Origin of the sequence: Streptomyces sediminimaris, assembly GCF_047049295.1 — a bacterium.
In the GTDB taxonomy this organism is placed as follows: Bacteria; Actinomycetota; Actinomycetes; order Streptomycetales; family Streptomycetaceae; genus Streptomyces; species Streptomyces sediminimaris.
Genome location: NZ_JBJWOT010000001.1, coordinates 535,868 through 549,774, shown reverse-complemented (window position 1 = coordinate 549,774; position 13,907 = coordinate 535,868). Strand labels below are relative to the sequence as shown.

Sequence of the window (13,907 nt, the reverse complement as noted above, 5' to 3'; positions counted from 1 at the left end):
GCTCACGACTGCTCCAGATACCGGTGGACGAGCATCACTGCCATGGCTCCCTCTCCGACGGCGGACGCGACGCGCTTGGCGGACTCGGCGCGTGCGTCGCCCGCCACGAACACGCCGGGGACGTTGGTCTCCAGGTGGTACGGCGGCCGGTCCAGCTCCCAGTCCGCGGGCGGCCGCCCGTCCGCGGTGAGGTCGGGCCCGGCCAGGATGAACCCGCGCTCGTCGCGCAGCACCGTGCCGTCGAGCCAGTCGGTCAGCGGGGCCGCGCCGATGAACACGAACATCCACTGCGCGTCGACGAGTTCGGTCCGCCCGGTGTCCATGTCGCGCAGGGTGAGCTGCTCCAGATGGCCGGAGCCGTGCGCGGACTCCACCACGGTACGGGTGCGGACCGAGATGTTGGGGGCCTCGGCGATCTGCTGGATCAGGTAGTACGACATCGACGCGGACAGGTCCGCGGCCCGCACCAGCAGCGTCACCGACTTCGCGACCCGGGACAGGTGCATGGCCGCCTGCCCGGCGGAATTGGCGCCTCCGACGATGTAGACGTCCTGCCCCTGGCAGGAGGACGCCTCCGTGAGCGCGGAGCCGTAGAACACCCCGCACCCGGTCAGGTCGTTGCAGCCCGGCGCCGCCAGCTGCCGGTAGGAGACGCCGGTCGCGAGGATCACGCTGTGCGCGGCGACCGCGGAGCCGTCGGAGAAGCGCACCGTCCGGGCGGCGCCGTTGACCTCCAGCCCGGTCACCTCGCGCGCGGTGAGGACCTCGGCGCCGAACTTCGCGGCCTGCCGCCGGGCCCGGTCGGTGAGCTGGGCTCCCGACACGCCGTCGGGGAAGCCGAGATAGTTCTCGATCCTGGAGCTCTGTCCCGCCTGACCGCCGGTCGCGGACCGCTCCACGAGCACGGTCCGCAGCCCCTCCGAGGCCCCGTACACCGCGGCTCCGAGCCCGGCGGGGCCGCCCCCGATCACGACGAGGTCGTAGAAGTCCGCCGCCGGGGTCGTGGCGAGGCCCACGCGCGCGGCGAGTTCGGGCGCCTCCGGCTCCACCAGCGGCGACCCGTCCGGCGTGATCACCAGCGGCAGCCGCTGCCCGTCCTGCCCCGCCGCGGCCAGCAGCCGCTGCCCCTCGGGCTCCTCGGCCGAGTACCAGCGGTAGGGCACCTGGTTGCGCGCGAGGAACTCCCGCACGTCCGAGGAGCGCGCCGACCAGCGGTGCCCGACCACCTTGGTGCTGGGCACCGGGCGGAAGTCGCTGCACCGCCAGGCCTGGAGCAGGTCGTCCAGGACGGGGTAGAGCTTCTCCTCGGGCGGGTCCCAGGGCTTGAGCAGGTAGTGGTCGAGGTCGACGACGTTGATCGCGTCGATCGCCGCGTTGGTGTCGGCGTACGCGGTCAGCAGGACCCGCCGTGCGCCCGGGTAGACGTCGAGCGCCTGCTCCAGGAACTCGATGCCGTTCATCTGCGGCATGCGGTAGTCGGCCAGGATCACGGCCACGAGATCACCGCGCAGCTTCAGCTCGCGCAGCGCGCCCAGCGCCGACTCCCCGGACTCCGCGCGGACGATCCGGTACGACTCGCCGTAGCGGCGCCGAAGGTCACGGGCGACGGCCCGGGACACCCCGGGGTCGTCGTCCACGGTCATGATGACGGTCCGCGCTGCGTCGGACGCCTGTGCCATACGTCTCCCACCCCGAGTGGTCGGACCGACGGCGTGGCGAGCCCTGTCGCTGAGGCGGGCGCCGCGCCGGCTTGCGCCCATCGTATGTTCGATCGTCCCGCTTCGCTCCGCCGTAAGTGCGGGCGGCGGGTCAGGGGCGGCGGGAGGAGAGCACGCAGAACTCGTTCCCCTCGGGATCGGCGAGGACCACCCAGGTCACGCCGTCGCCCTGTCCGACGTCCGCGTGCCGGGCGCCGAGCCCGAGGAGCCGGGCCACCTCCGCCTCCTGGTCGTCGGGGCGGAAGTCCGAGTGGAGACGGTTCTTGACGGTCTTGCCCTCGGGGACCGGGGCGAAGAGGAGTCCCGGCAGGCGGTCCTGCGCGGGCCGGATCTCGTACTCCTCGGCCGCGTCGTTCACCACGACCCAGCCGAGCGCCTCCGCCCACCACCGCCCCAGCGCCACGGGATCGGCGGCGTCGACGTTGACTTGCTCCCATTCCAAGGCCATGACAGGAGGGTAGTGAAGACTGGTCCCCAGCGACGTGACCACGACACCGGGAGGCACCGACCATGACGCGCCCGATCACCGCGGGAGTCGACGGAACCGAGGAGAGCCTTGCCGCACTGGACTGGGCGGCCAGGGAGGCGGTCCGCCGGGGGCTCACGCTGCGGGTGGTGCAGGCCTGGCGCTTCCAGCCGTACGAGGCGATCGACGCGGCGGACCCGGACACCCAGGCGACGTGGGTGCGCGAGGGGCTCGACGGGGTGGTCCGTGGCGTCACCGCGCGCCATCCGCACCTCGACGTCGAGACCGAACTCGTGCCGGGGGACCCGGCCGAGACGCTGGTCGCGGCGGCCGCCGGGGCGGAGCTGCTGGTGCTCGGCTCGCGCGGGCACGGACCGGTCGTCGGCTTCCTGCTCGGCTCCGTCGGCCAGCAGGTGATCGCCGACGCGACCCGGCCGGTGGTGCTCGTGCGCGCCGGGGACCAGCCGGCGGCCGAGGCCGCGGGCCGGGAGATCGTCGTCGGGCAGCAGGGCGAGCCGGAGGACAGCGCCGGGACCCTGCGGTTCGCGTTCGAGACGGCGGCCGCCCGCGGTGCCGGGGTGCGCGCGGTGCGCGCCTGGTCGCTGCCGCCGGTGTTCGCCTACAGCCCGGGCTCGATGCAGCTGCTGGACGAGGCGGGGGGCCTGGAGCCGTACGAGAGGAAGGCGCTGTCCGCCGCGCTCCAGCCGTGGCGGGAGCGGTTCCCGGGCGTACCCGTCGTCGAGCACGTGGAGATGGGAAGCGCCGGCCAGGTGCTGCTGTCGGTGGCCGCGCGGGCCCAGCTGATGGTCGTCGGCCGCCGCGCGCACCGCACGGCGGTGGGGGCGCGCATCGGCTCGGTGGCGCACGGTGTGCTGCACCACGCGCCCTGCCCGGTGGCCGTGGTCCCGCACACCGCCTGAGTCACTCGCCCGACATGGGCTGCAGCGTCTCGCGGGCCTTGGGCAGGATGTTCCTGATGTAGTCCTCGACCGCCGTGTCCAGCCCGATGTCGTGCTGCGCGCGCTCGGAGAGGTACCAGCGGTGCTCGAGCAGCTCGTGGTAGATCTCCGCCGGGTCCATCGCCCCGCGCAGCCCGGCGGGTACGGCGCGCACGGTGGGCCGGAAGACGTCCCGCACCCACCGGTGCGCCAGCACCTCCGGGCGCGCGGCCAGGGGGTCGCCGGGCGCGTGGTCGTCCTGGGTGGCCATCCAGCTCTCCAGGTCGTTCAGCAGCCGGCGGGCCTGGTTCTCCTCGGCGTCGAGGCCGGTCAGGCGCAGCAGCTGGCGCTGGTGGTGGCCGGCGTCGACGACCTTGGGCACGAAGGTGACGGTGTCGCCGTGCGAGGAGTGCCCGATCTGCATCTCGGCGACGTCGAAGCCGAGGTCGTTCAGACGGCGTATCCGGCGCTCGATGTAGTGGTACTTGCCCGCCGGGTAGACCGAGGTCCGGGTCAGCTCCTCCCACAGGCCGCGGTAGCGGGCGCAGATCTCCATGCCGAACTCGATCGGGTCCACCGACGGGTGCAGCGCCCCGGACGCCTCCAGGTCCAGCAGCTCGCCGCTGATGTTCACGCGGGCCAGGTCGAGGTCGTACTCGCGCTGCCCGGTGCTGAGCCGAGGGTGCAGGTCGCCGGTCTCGGCGTCCACCAGGTAGGCGGCGTAGGCGCCGGCGTCGCGCCGGAAGAGGGTGTTGGACAGCGAGCAGTCGCCCCAGGCGAAGCCGGCCAGGTGCAGGCGCACCAGCAGGACCGCGAGGGCGTCCATGAGGCGGTGCATGGTGGCCGGCCGCATCGTCGTCTCGAACATCGAGCGGTACGGCTGCGAGCCGCGCAGGTGCCGGGTGATCAGCACCGGCTCCAGGGGCTCGCCCGCGGCGTCGGTGCGGCCGGTGACCACCGCGAGGGGGTCGACCGCGGGGATGCCGAGCCGGTCCAGGTCGCGCAGCAGCCCGTACTCGCGCAGGGCGGGCCGTTCGGCGAGTTCCTTGACGGCGATCACCTCCTCGCCGGCCCGGGCGTAGCGCACGACGTGGCGGGATATGCCGCGCGGGAGCGGGACCAGGTGCTCGTCCGGCCACTCCTCCAGGGGCAGCTGCCACGGCAGCGCCAGCAGGAGCGCGGGATGCTCCGGGTTCGTCGCGCTGATCTGCAGTGCCATGGCTCGCGTGTCCTCGCCTCGGTGATCGTCACCTCACCCTAGAGGGCACGCTCCTTGGCCTGAAGTGCCGCCTCACCCACCGGACCGCGGTGTGCCGGTCCGTGCCCGGGCAGCAGCAGACCGCCGTCGAGCGCGGCCAGGACGTCCAACGACGCCACCGCGCGGGCGCGTTCGTGGTGGAACATGTCGGGCAGCAGCTGCGGGCCCCTGATCCGCGAGGTGGGGTGGCCGCTGACCAGGGCGTCGCCGGAGACCAGCACCCCGGCGCCGGGCAGGTGGTAGGCCGCGTGCCCGTCGGTGTGGCCGGGCGTGTGCACCGGGACGGGCCGGCCGGGCAGGTCCAGCGGGCCCTCGGCGGGGAAGGGCTCCGGGGAGGCGACCGGCACTTCGGCCGTGCCGCCGGAGCGCAGGGCGTGCACCGCCCAGGGCAGCACGCCGGGCCGCCAGCCGTTCCTGAGGACCTGCCCGACGGTCACCTGGTGCAGGAACTCCCGTCGCGCGTGCGGCACTTCGGCCGGGTGGAGGTAGACCGGCGTGCCGTAGGTGCAGCGCAGGAACTCGGCGGAGCCCAGGTGGTCGTTGTGCGCGTGCGTGAGCAGCACCGCGACGACCGCCTCCGGGGCACCGCCCACCGCCTCCAGGGAGGCGAGCAGCCGCTCCCGGTCGCCGGGGTAGCCGGTGTCGATGAGGGTGATCTCGTTCCCCTCCGTGACGATCACCCAGTTGGTGTCGCTGCCGTGCACCAGGTGGATGCCGTCGGCGACTTGCCGCACGTCTGCCCGCATGATCGCCCCGTGTGGTGAGGTGGTTCCTGCCCGAAGGCACCAGCAAAGCAGACCCGGGCCGTGCCGGAGGCGGCGGGTCCGCGCCAACCTGCGAGTTCAGGGACGCGGGTCGGGCAGCGGGCGCGCCGCTCGGGCCCGGCGCACCGCGCCCCGGGAGAAGGGCTGCCTCCGGCACCGTCCGCCGGAGGCAGCCCCCTGCGCGCGGGCGAAGCGGCCGCCTCTCCGCCTCACCGCACGCCGTGCGGGCGGAACTGGACGCTGACACGCGGTCCCGCGGCGCGTGTGGTCTTCGGTACGCAGTGCTCCCAGGTCCGCTGGCAGGAGCCGCCCATCACGATGAGGTCGCCGTGGCCCAGCGGGCGCCGCACGCTCTCGCCGCCCCGTACCGGACGCAGCAGCAGGTCGCGGGGCGCGCCCACGGAGACGATGGCCACCATGGTGTCCTCGCGGGCACCCCGCCCGATCCGGTCGCCGTGCCAGGCGACGCTGTCGCGTCCGTCGCGGTAGTAGCAGAGTCCGGCGGTGGTGAACGGTTCGCCCAGTTCACGGGCGTAGTGCGCGCTCAGCGCGGAGCGGGCCTCGTCCAGCACGGGGTGCGGCAGGACGTCGCCCGCCCCGTAGAACGCCAGCAGCCGGGGTACGTCGACGACCTGGTCGTACATCGTGCGGCGCTCGGCACGCCACGGCACCTCGGCCGCCAGCTGCGCGAACAGGGCGTCCGAGCCGCCGAGCCACCCGGGCAGGACGTCGATCCAGGCGCCGAGGCCGAGCCGTGTCCGGCGGATCCCGTCGAGGGAGCCGAGGCGCAGCCGGTCGGTCTGGTCGAAGAGCGAGCCCTGGAGGTGCGTGGTCATGGGACCAGCGTACTCCCTTATTCGAAAATCTGTTCCCATTGATTCCGCTCGATCGCCGGGCCCTTTCGATACGCCGCTGTATCGGATACATTCGCGTATCGAACGGAGGGACGGGCGTCATGGCGGTCGGGGAACGCACGGAACCTCGCGTCACGCGGCGCCGGGTGCGCACCCGGGCCAGGCTCCTCGACGCCGCCTTCGCCGTGTTCGCCGCCAAGGGCTTCGGACGGGTCTCGATCGAGGAGGTCTGCGACGCCGCCGGGTACAGCAGGGGCGCCTTCTACTCCAACTTCGGCAGCCTCGACGAGCTGTTCTTCGCCCTCTACCGGCAGCGCGCCGACCTGATCGCCGACCAGGTGGCCGGGGCCCTCGCCCAGGACGGACCCGACCTCGACGTGCCGGCCGCCGTCGACCGCGTCACCGAGGTGCTCCTCCTCGACCTCGACTGGCTCCTGGTGAAGACCGACTTCCTGGTGCACGCCGCCCGCGACGCGCGGGTCGCCGGGACGCTGCTGGAGCACCGGGGGCGGCTGCGCCGGGCGATCGCCGAACGGCTCGGCCGTGCACGGGGGTTCGGCGGACTGCCCGCGGTGCTCGGTGAGGTCGACGGCGCGGCCCGTGCCGTGGTCGCGGCCTACGACGGCGTCACCACCCAACTGCTGCTGGACAAGGACGTCGAGGGCGCCCGCGCCTGGCTCAGGCAACTGCTCACGGCGCTGCTGACCGACGGCAGCTCCCCTCAACCAGACCCTCACTGAGAGAAGGAACGGTCGCCATGGACGCGGACGTCATCGTCGTCGGAGCGGGCCTCGCGGGCCTGGTCGCCGCCCACGAGCTCACCAGCCGGGGCCGGCGGGTCGCGCTGGTCGACCAGGAGAACGCCGCCAACCTGGGAGGACAGGCGTTCTGGTCCTTCGGCGGCCTGTTCCTCGTCGACACCCCGGAGCAGCGGCGCCTGGGCATCAAGGACTCCTTCGACCTGGCCTGGAACGACTGGCAGGGCAGCGCCCGCTTCGACCGCACGGACGACGAGGACTCCTGGGCGGTGCGCTGGGCGCGGGCGTACGTCGAGTGGGCGGCGGGGGAGAAGCGGTCCTGGCTCCAGGGCCACGGCATCACGCTGCTGCCGACGGTCGGCTGGGCCGAGCGCGGCGACCTCAGGGCCGACGGGCACGGCAACTCCGTGCCCCGCTTCCACATCGCCTGGGGGACCGGCACCGGAGTCGTCGAACCCTTCGTGGACCACGCCAGGAAGGCCGCGCGCGACGGACTGCTGACCTTCCACCACCGCCACCAGGTCGATGAACTCCTCATCGAGCAGGGTGCCGCGCGCGGTGTGCGCGGCACCCTGCTCGCTCCCGACACCTCCGCCCGCGGTGTCGCCTCCAACCGCGAGAGCGCCGGCGAGTTCGAGCTCACCGCGCAGGCCGTCGTCGTCACCACCGGCGGCATCGGCGCCGACCACGACATCGTCCGCCGCCACTGGCCCGAGCGCCTGGGCACTCCGCCCACCGAGATGGTCACCGGCGTTCCCGCGTACGTCGACGGCCGCATGCTCGACATCAGCGCCGAGGCGGGCGTACGGCTGGTCAACCGCGACCGCATGTGGCACTACACCGAGGGCCTGCGCAACTGGGACCCGATCTGGCCCGGCCACGGCATCCGCATCCTGCCCGGTCCCTCCCCGCTGTGGTTCGACGCTCTCGGCCGCCGGCTGCCCGACCCCTGCCTGCCGGGCTACGACACCCTCGACACGCTCAAGTACCTGCGCACCACCGAGGACATCGCCGGTTACGACCACTCCTGGTTCGTCCTCACCCAGAAGATCATCGAGAAGGAGTTCGCGCTCTCGGGCTCCGAGCAGAATCCCGACATCACCGCCAAGGACCGGGCCGCGGTACTGAAGAACCGCCTGGGCAAGGGCGCCCCGGGTCCGGTCGACGCCTTCCTGCGCAAGGGAGCCGACTTCGTGACCGCGCCGACGCTGGAGCAACTGGTCGTCAGGATGAACGAGTTGACGGACAAGCCGCTCCTGGACGCGGCCGACCTGCGCCGCCAGATCGAGGCCCGGGACCTGCAGATCGCCAACCCGTACAGCAAGGACGCACAGGTCCAGGGCATCCGCAACGCCCGCCGCTACATCGGCGACCGCCTCGGCCGCGTCGCCGCCCCGCACCGCATCCTCGACCCGGCCGCGGGCCCGCTCATCGGCGTCAAGCTGCACGTCCTGACCCGCAAGACCCTCGGCGGCATCCAGACCGACCTGGACTCCCGCGCCCTGGGCGGCGACGGCGAGCCCATCGATGGTCTGTACGCGGCGGGCGAGGTCGCCGGCTTCGGTGGCGGCGGCGTCCACGGCTACAACGCGCTGGAGGGCACCTTCCTCGGCGGCTGCCTCTTCTCCGGGCGGGCGGCCGGGCGGGCGGCGGCACGCCAGAGCGCCTGAGCGGCCGGCGGGCGACACCGCGGGGCGGCCGGGACACGTCACCGGCCGCCCCCGCTGTCTCGTACGGAACCGGGAACAAACGGATCCGCGAACAAGCGGCTGCGGCAGAGGGGTTGACCCCCGTCGGCGTCCACTGGTTCAGTGGCTCATCCACTCAGCCACTCCCCCCGCTCATCCACTCAGCCACTCATCCCACTCCTTCACTCCATCCGCCTCAGGAGGCATCCGTGGAGGCACTGCCCCGCGAGAGCATCGTGGACGTCCTCGAAGCCAGGCTGCGCGAGGACATCCTCGACGGACGCCATCCGGCCGGCAGTTACCTGCCCCCGGAACGCCGGCTCGCCGACGGATACGGCGTCACCCGCACCACCCTCAAGCACGCCTTCGGCCGTCTCGTCCAGGCCGGCCTCCTGGAGACCCGGCACGGCGTCGGCACCAAGGTGCGCGACTACGCCCGGCTGGGCGGCGCCGACCTCCTGCCGATGCTCGTACGCCATGACCCGAGGTGGGTCCGGGAGATCTTCGAAGTGCGCCGGTCCGTGGGCGCGTTGATAGCCCAGCGGGCCGCCGCGCGGGCCACCGGGAGACAGCACGCCGAACTGCGCCGCCTCACGGACGCGGTACGGGAGGCGCAGGACGCGGACGCGGTGCAGCTGGCCGACGTCGAGGTGCACCGAGCCCTCGCCCGGGCGACCGGCAACCGCGTCTACGTCCTGCTGACCAACACGCTCTTCAACGCCTACCTCCCCGTCCGCGCCGCCCTGCGCGGGCCCTTCACCGATCCGGAAGCCGCCCATCGCCGGCTCGTTCCGGTCGTGGAGGCGGTGACGTCCGGCGACGGACACCGTGCGCACGCCGCCGCGGACGCCTATCTGCGCGACACCGAGAAGATCATGCTGGAGGGACTGGCGTGAGGGGCACGGCGTTCACGGAAACCATGCTCGGCACGGTCCGGCTCGACGCCGGCGACCGCGTCCGCCGCATCCGCCTCGAACTGCGGGCCGAGTCCGACGAGGTGCTGCGGCCGCACCGGACCACCCGGGCCCGGATCGCCGGCCGGGTCCGGATCAGCGGCCTCGCCGCCGGCCCGGAGGCCACCGGCGAGCTGGAGATCTCGCCCCTCGCCCGCCGCCGTATCCGCTACCGGCTGAGCTTCACCGCCGACGGCCGCCCCTTCACCCTGGACGGCTGGAAGTCGGTGATCCCGCGCCACCCGGTGAAGTCGATGACCGTGCTGCCGTTCACGCTGTACGAGGACGGCGCGAGGGCCGGAGAGGGCACCCTCCGCTTCCCCGTCGCGACCGCTCTGGCGCCCTTCCTGCTGAGTTTCCGCTTCCCCCGGCGGGAGGACCCCGCCGGGTACGCCGCGCCGCGCTGGGACGGCACACCCGGCCGCACCGAGGTCTGGTACACCACCCTCACCGACCCCGCGACCCGCACCGGTGTCTGGCTGCACCACGAACTGGTCACGCCCACCGACGGATCGCCGCCCCTGGCGCACGGCTGGGCGGCCGTCTTCCCACCGGAGGGGGAGGTGCGCCACCACCGCTTCGGACCCGCACCCTGGAACGGGTCCGCCCACGGGTTCTCGGCCGCGGGAGTCGACGCGATGCCGGGCCGGCTGACCGGGAGCGCCGGCGGCTTCGACTGGGACCTCACCGAAAACCCCGCCTGCGCACCGCTGTTCACCTTCCCCCGCTGGTCCTGGCGGCGCCCCCTGCTCCCCGCGGCCCACATGCTCCCGGCCGCCCGGGCCACGTACGACGGAACCCTCGGCTACGGCGGGAACACCCTGACCCTGCGCGGAGCCCCCGGGGCCTCCGCCCGGATCCACGGCCACGGCAACGCCCACCGGTGGGCCTGGCTCCACGCGGACCTGGGCGGCGGCGCCGTGCTGGAGGTGGTCGCCGCGGTGTCCGCGCGCCCCGTGCTGCGCCGCCTGCCCCCGCTGGTCTTCCTGCGCCTGCGCCACCGCGGCCGCACCTGGCCGCGCCGGGCCGAGCGTTCGGCCGTGGGCCTGCTCGGGATCGGCCGGTTCCGTGCCCGGATCGGACTGCCCGTCTGGACGGTGACCGGCCGCACACTGCTGCGCCGTGTCCGCGTCGAGGTCACCCAGCCCGAGGACCGCACGCTCGCCCTGGACTACCGCGACCCGGACGGCGCCGGGGCGGTGTGCCGCAACAGCGAGAGCGCCGACGCGACGATCCTGCTGGAGCGCTGGTGGGGCCACTGGCGCAGGGAGGCCTCATGGGCGGTGCGGGGCACGGCGCACGCGGAGGTGGGGGACCGGTGACCGGGCGAGGTCTGGTGGCCGCCCTGCTCGCCGACGGCGGGGACGAGGAGTGGCTCACCCGCGTGCCCGGCAGGCTCGACGCGTTCCTGGCCGCCCTGCCGGCGCCGGTACGCGCCGGGGTACGGGCCGCCTCCACCGCCGTGGACGCGTACGCCGTCCTGCACAGCGGCCACCGGCTCGCCGCCCTCACGCCGGACGAGCGCGAGTCGGTGCTCGGCTCGCTCGCCGCCCGCCCACGGCTCGCGGCGGCCCTCGACCTCCTCAAGGTTCCCGTGCTGCTCGCCGCGGCCACCGAACGGACCCCGGCCCCACCGGCGCCGGCCGCTCCCGAGGACCCGCCGCTGGACTGCACCCCCGCCGAGCAGTGGCCCGACCGCACCACCGCCGACGCCGTCGTGGTGGGCTCCGGCGCCGGGGGAGCGGTGGCGGCACGCACCCTGGCGCGCGCCGGACTCACCGTGGTCGTGCTGGAGGAGGGCGAGCACCACACCACGGCGTCCTTCGGGCGCCGCGCGCCCCTGGACCGCTTCACCGACCTTTACCGGGACGGTGGCGCCGGTGCGGCCCTGGGCAACCCGCCCCTCCTGCTGCCGGTCGGACGCGCCGTCGGCGGCACGACCGTCGTCAACTCCGGTACCTGCTACCGCACTCCGGGCCATGTCCTGGACCGCTGGAGCAGCCGCCACGGCTTCCGCCTGGCCGAGGGACTGCCCGCCGCCCTCGACGAGATCGAACGCACGCTGCGCGTCGCCACCCAGCCGCTCGACGTCCTGGGCAGCAACGGCCTGCTCGCCCTGGCCGGTGCCGAGCGGCTCGGCTGGCGGGCCGGCCCGCTGCGCCGCAACGCGCCGGGCTGCGCGGGCTCCTGCCAGTGCGTGGTGGGCTGTCCCACCGGGGCCAAGCAGAGCGTGCAGCTCTCCGTCCTGCCCGAGGCGTGTGCCGACGGGACGCGCATCGTGACCGGCGCACGGGCGCTGCGCATCCTCGTCGACCACGACCGCCCGGGCCCGCCGCGGGCGGCCGGCGTCCTGGCGCGCCGGGCGGACGGCGGCGAGCTGGAGATCCTCAGCCCCCTCGTCGTCGCGGCCGCGGGCGCGCTGCAGACCCCGCCGCTGCTGCGCCGCTCCGGGCTCGGCGGGCATCCCCGCCTCGGCCGCAACCTCAGCGTGCACCCGGCCACCAGTGTCGCGGGCCGCTTCGCCGAACCGGTCACCTCCTGGCGGGGCGTCCTGCAGAGCGCCGGTGTCGAGGAGCTGCACGACCGCGGCATCCTCATCGAGGCGACCGCGAGCCCACCCGGCATGAGCAGCTTCGTCCTCCCCGGCCTCGGCCGCTCCCTGCGCCGGGAGCTGGAGGAGGCCGACCGGCTCGCGGTCCTCGGCGCCATGATCGCCGACCGGCCTTCCGGCCGCGTCCTCGGCCGCGACCGCACCCTGGTCCGCTACCGCCTCGACCGCAGGGACGCGGACCGGCTGACGACGGCCGTGCACGCCATGGGCCGCCTCCTGTTCGCCGCGGGCGCCCAGGAGGTCCTCACCGGCGTCCCGGGCGCGCCGCGCGCTCGTAGTCTCGACGAACTCCGGGCGCTGCTCGCCGGGATCAGCGCGCGCGATCTGCACCTGTCGGCCTTCCACCCGACCGGAACGGCCGCCGCGGGCGGCGACCCGCTGCGGGCGCCGGCCGACGCCGAGGGCCGGCTGCGCGGTGTCGACGGAGTCCTCGTCGCCGACGCCTCCGTGCTGCCGGGCTGTCCGGAGGTCAACCCCCAACTCAGCGTCATGGCGGCCTCGCTGGCCGTCACCGCGAACTACCTCGCATCCCCGGTGAGCAGCCGGGCCAGCACGGCGGCGTGACTGGTGTCCGGATCCTTGGCGGCGGTGAGCAGCGTCACGGTCCCCTGGGCGGCCAACTCCCGCACGTGGTCGAGGAGTCCGGCCGCCTCCGGCGCGTCCAGCTCCGTCTCGTACCGGTCGGAGAACTCCTCGTAGGACCCCTCGCCCGCGTGGTACCAGCGGCGCAGACCGGTCGACGGGGTGATCGCCTTGGGCCACTCGTCCACGTGTGCCGCGTCCTTCGACAGCCCACGCGGCCACAGCCGGTCGACGAGGACGCGGATGCCGTCGTCCGCCTCGGGCGATTCGTACACACGCCGCACGCGCACGCTCATGACCGGTCCTTTCCGCGGTGGCAGGTGCTGCCGAGCCTAATGCGGTGCCCTCGGGTGACGCGGTGTGACGTGATCCGAACGAGGGGCGCCCGGCCGTCGTCCGGGCGGTCGCGGAACGTCGCCACGCGGGCACCACCAGCACCGACAACGGGCTCAACTTCCTGTTCACCCCATGGATGTAGGGTCGGGGGCAGTCGAACAACCCCCCAAACCTGACGAGTTCCTCACATGTGTCGGTCACAGTCGGTCCGTGATCATGAATAGACCCCGTGGCGCCCTGGTCGCCGCCTCCCTGCTCCTCACAGGCTGCGGCGGCGGGGCCGCGGCGTCGCCGGTCCACGCGCCCGGTGGCACGCCCGCCTCGAGCGCCCCCACCGCCGGCCCTCCGGCCCCGGCCCCGCCCGCGATGTCCGCCCAGGGCGCCGCGCTGCAGCTGCCCGGCCTGGGGCCGAAGACCCTGGCCGAGGTCCCCGCCGACGCCCGGCAGGTGGTCGTCGTGACCGGGCGCGGCAGAAACTCCCCCCGGTCCACCGTCGTCCTGTACCGGCGGACCGCGGAGGGCTGGCGGGCCGGCGCCGGCTGGCCCGCGCACAACGCGCTCAACGGCTGGTCCGAGCACCACATGGGCAACGACCTGCGCTCGCCCATCGGCGTCTTCGGCCTCACCGACGCCGGTGGTCTCCTGCGCGACCCCGGCACCCGGCTCCCGTACCACCACTCCGGCGGTTTCGTCTCGCCGGGCAGGGGGTTCGAGGGCGAATCGCTCGCCGGGTCCTTCGACTACGTCGTCGCGATCAACTACAACCGCGAGCCGGGCACCTCGCCGCTCGACTGGACCCGCCCGCTGGGGCCCGCCCGCGGCGGCGGCATCTGGTTCCACGTCGACCACGGCGGCCCCACGCACGGTTGCGTGAGCATCTCCGAACGGCACATGAAGGAGCTGCTGCACACGCTCGACCCCGGCCTCCACCCCGTCGTCGTCATGGGCGACGCGTCGTCCCTGGCCCGCTGACCACCGAGG

At 74.1% G+C, this 13,907-nt stretch carries 13 protein-coding genes; 7 read left to right on the top strand and 6 right to left on the bottom strand.

Translation table 11 applies throughout. The annotated features are described in order from the left end of the window. Positions 1–2 precede the first annotated feature (2 nt). Entirely contained in the window at positions 3–1,679 is a 1,677-nt protein-coding gene (locus ACJ9NR_RS02545; protein WP_412490017.1) for an NAD(P)/FAD-dependent oxidoreductase, read from the bottom strand. Positions 1,680–1,809: 130 nt separating this feature from the next. Beyond that, positions 1,810–2,166 (bottom strand): VOC family protein, encoded by a 357-nt coding sequence (locus tag ACJ9NR_RS02540; protein ID WP_412490018.1) that lies wholly within the window; start codon positions 2,164–2,166, stop codon positions 1,810–1,812. 62 nt (positions 2,167–2,228) lie between these two features. Between ACJ9NR_RS02540 and ACJ9NR_RS02535 the strand changes: the two genes are divergently transcribed. Beyond that, positions 2,229–3,104: a universal stress protein gene (locus tag ACJ9NR_RS02535; protein ID WP_412490019.1), complete on the top strand. Its 876-nt coding sequence runs from the start codon at positions 2,229–2,231 to the stop codon at positions 3,102–3,104. A 1-nt stretch (position 3,105) separates the two neighbouring features. Here ACJ9NR_RS02535 and ACJ9NR_RS02530 read toward each other — a convergent pair whose 3' ends face one another. The 3 genes from ACJ9NR_RS02530 to ACJ9NR_RS02520 form a co-directional block, all read right to left on the bottom strand. After that, positions 3,106–4,341 carry a DUF4032 domain-containing protein gene (locus ACJ9NR_RS02530; protein ID WP_412490020.1) on the bottom strand — a complete coding sequence of 412 codons (1,236 nt, stop codon included), beginning with the start codon at positions 4,339–4,341 and terminating at the stop codon, positions 3,106–3,108. A 38-nt stretch (positions 4,342–4,379) separates the two neighbouring features. Then, positions 4,380–5,126, bottom strand: a complete 747-nt coding sequence (locus ACJ9NR_RS02525; protein WP_412490021.1) for an MBL fold metallo-hydrolase — start codon at positions 5,124–5,126, stop codon at positions 4,380–4,382. Positions 5,127–5,353: 227 nt separating this feature from the next. Then, positions 5,354–5,980: an alpha-ketoglutarate-dependent dioxygenase AlkB gene (locus ACJ9NR_RS02520; protein ID WP_412490022.1), complete on the bottom strand. Its 627-nt coding sequence runs from the start codon at positions 5,978–5,980 to the stop codon at positions 5,354–5,356. Between the two features lie 119 nt (positions 5,981–6,099). Here ACJ9NR_RS02520 and ACJ9NR_RS02515 point away from each other — a divergent pair, with 119 nt between their 5' ends. The 5 genes from ACJ9NR_RS02515 to ACJ9NR_RS02495 all read left to right on the top strand — a co-directional run bounded on the left by ACJ9NR_RS02515 (position 6,100) and on the right by ACJ9NR_RS02495 (position 12,572). Further along, positions 6,100–6,738: a TetR/AcrR family transcriptional regulator gene (locus ACJ9NR_RS02515; RefSeq protein WP_412490023.1), complete on the top strand. Its 639-nt coding sequence runs from the start codon at positions 6,100–6,102 to the stop codon at positions 6,736–6,738. A gap of 17 nt (positions 6,739–6,755) precedes the next feature. Beyond that, complete coding sequence (locus ACJ9NR_RS02510; protein ID WP_412490024.1) at positions 6,756–8,426, top strand: FAD-binding dehydrogenase; 1,671 nt, start codon at positions 6,756–6,758, stop codon at positions 8,424–8,426. A gap of 227 nt (positions 8,427–8,653) precedes the next feature. After that, positions 8,654–9,340, top strand: a complete 687-nt coding sequence (locus tag ACJ9NR_RS02505) for a FadR/GntR family transcriptional regulator (protein ID WP_412490025.1) — start codon at positions 8,654–8,656, stop codon at positions 9,338–9,340. Further along, the gene (locus tag ACJ9NR_RS02500; protein ID WP_412490026.1) at positions 9,337–10,719 is read left to right on the top strand and encodes a tocopherol cyclase family protein; all 1,383 of its coding nucleotides are present in this window, start codon (positions 9,337–9,339) and stop codon (positions 10,717–10,719) included. The genes ACJ9NR_RS02505 and ACJ9NR_RS02500 overlap by 4 nt, the downstream gene beginning before the upstream one ends. Next, the gene (locus ACJ9NR_RS02495; protein ID WP_412490027.1) at positions 10,716–12,572 is read left to right on the top strand and encodes a GMC family oxidoreductase; all 1,857 of its coding nucleotides are present in this window, start codon (positions 10,716–10,718) and stop codon (positions 12,570–12,572) included. The genes ACJ9NR_RS02500 and ACJ9NR_RS02495 overlap by 4 nt, the downstream gene beginning before the upstream one ends. On the opposite strand, the gene ACJ9NR_RS02490 is transcribed toward ACJ9NR_RS02495, so the two are convergent. Then, positions 12,527–12,886 (bottom strand): DUF488 domain-containing protein, encoded by a 360-nt coding sequence (locus ACJ9NR_RS02490; protein ID WP_412490028.1) that lies wholly within the window; start codon positions 12,884–12,886, stop codon positions 12,527–12,529. The genes ACJ9NR_RS02495 and ACJ9NR_RS02490 overlap by 46 nt on opposite strands. 256 nt (positions 12,887–13,142) lie before the next feature. On the opposite strand from ACJ9NR_RS02490, the gene ACJ9NR_RS02485 reads away from it, so the two are divergent. Then, on the top strand, positions 13,143–13,898 hold the full coding sequence (locus ACJ9NR_RS02485) for a L,D-transpeptidase family protein (protein ID WP_412490029.1): 756 nt from the start codon (positions 13,143–13,145) through the stop codon (positions 13,896–13,898). The last annotated feature ends 9 nt before the right edge of the window (positions 13,899–13,907 follow it).

Coding starts and splice junctions, on each gene's coding strand:
- ACJ9NR_RS02545 (WP_412490017.1), bottom strand. CDS start 1,679: ATGGCACAGGCGTCCGACGCAGCGCGGACCGTCATCATGACCGTGGAC.
- ACJ9NR_RS02490 (WP_412490028.1), bottom strand. CDS start 12,886: ATGAGCGTGCGCGTGCGGCGTGTGTACGAATCGCCCGAGGCGGACGAC.
- ACJ9NR_RS02510 (WP_412490024.1), top strand. CDS start 6,756: ATGGACGCGGACGTCATCGTCGTCGGAGCGGGCCTCGCGGGCCTGGTC.
- ACJ9NR_RS02520 (WP_412490022.1), bottom strand. CDS start 5,980: ATGACCACGCACCTCCAGGGCTCGCTCTTCGACCAGACCGACCGGCTG.
- ACJ9NR_RS02535 (WP_412490019.1), top strand. CDS start 2,229: ATGACGCGCCCGATCACCGCGGGAGTCGACGGAACCGAGGAGAGCCTT.
- ACJ9NR_RS02485 (WP_412490029.1), top strand. CDS start 13,143: ATGAATAGACCCCGTGGCGCCCTGGTCGCCGCCTCCCTGCTCCTCACA.
- ACJ9NR_RS02525 (WP_412490021.1), bottom strand. CDS start 5,126: ATGCGGGCAGACGTGCGGCAAGTCGCCGACGGCATCCACCTGGTGCAC.
- ACJ9NR_RS02515 (WP_412490023.1), top strand. CDS start 6,100: ATGGCGGTCGGGGAACGCACGGAACCTCGCGTCACGCGGCGCCGGGTG.
- ACJ9NR_RS02530 (WP_412490020.1), bottom strand. CDS start 4,341: ATGGCACTGCAGATCAGCGCGACGAACCCGGAGCATCCCGCGCTCCTG.
- ACJ9NR_RS02540 (WP_412490018.1), bottom strand. CDS start 2,166: ATGGCCTTGGAATGGGAGCAAGTCAACGTCGACGCCGCCGATCCCGTG.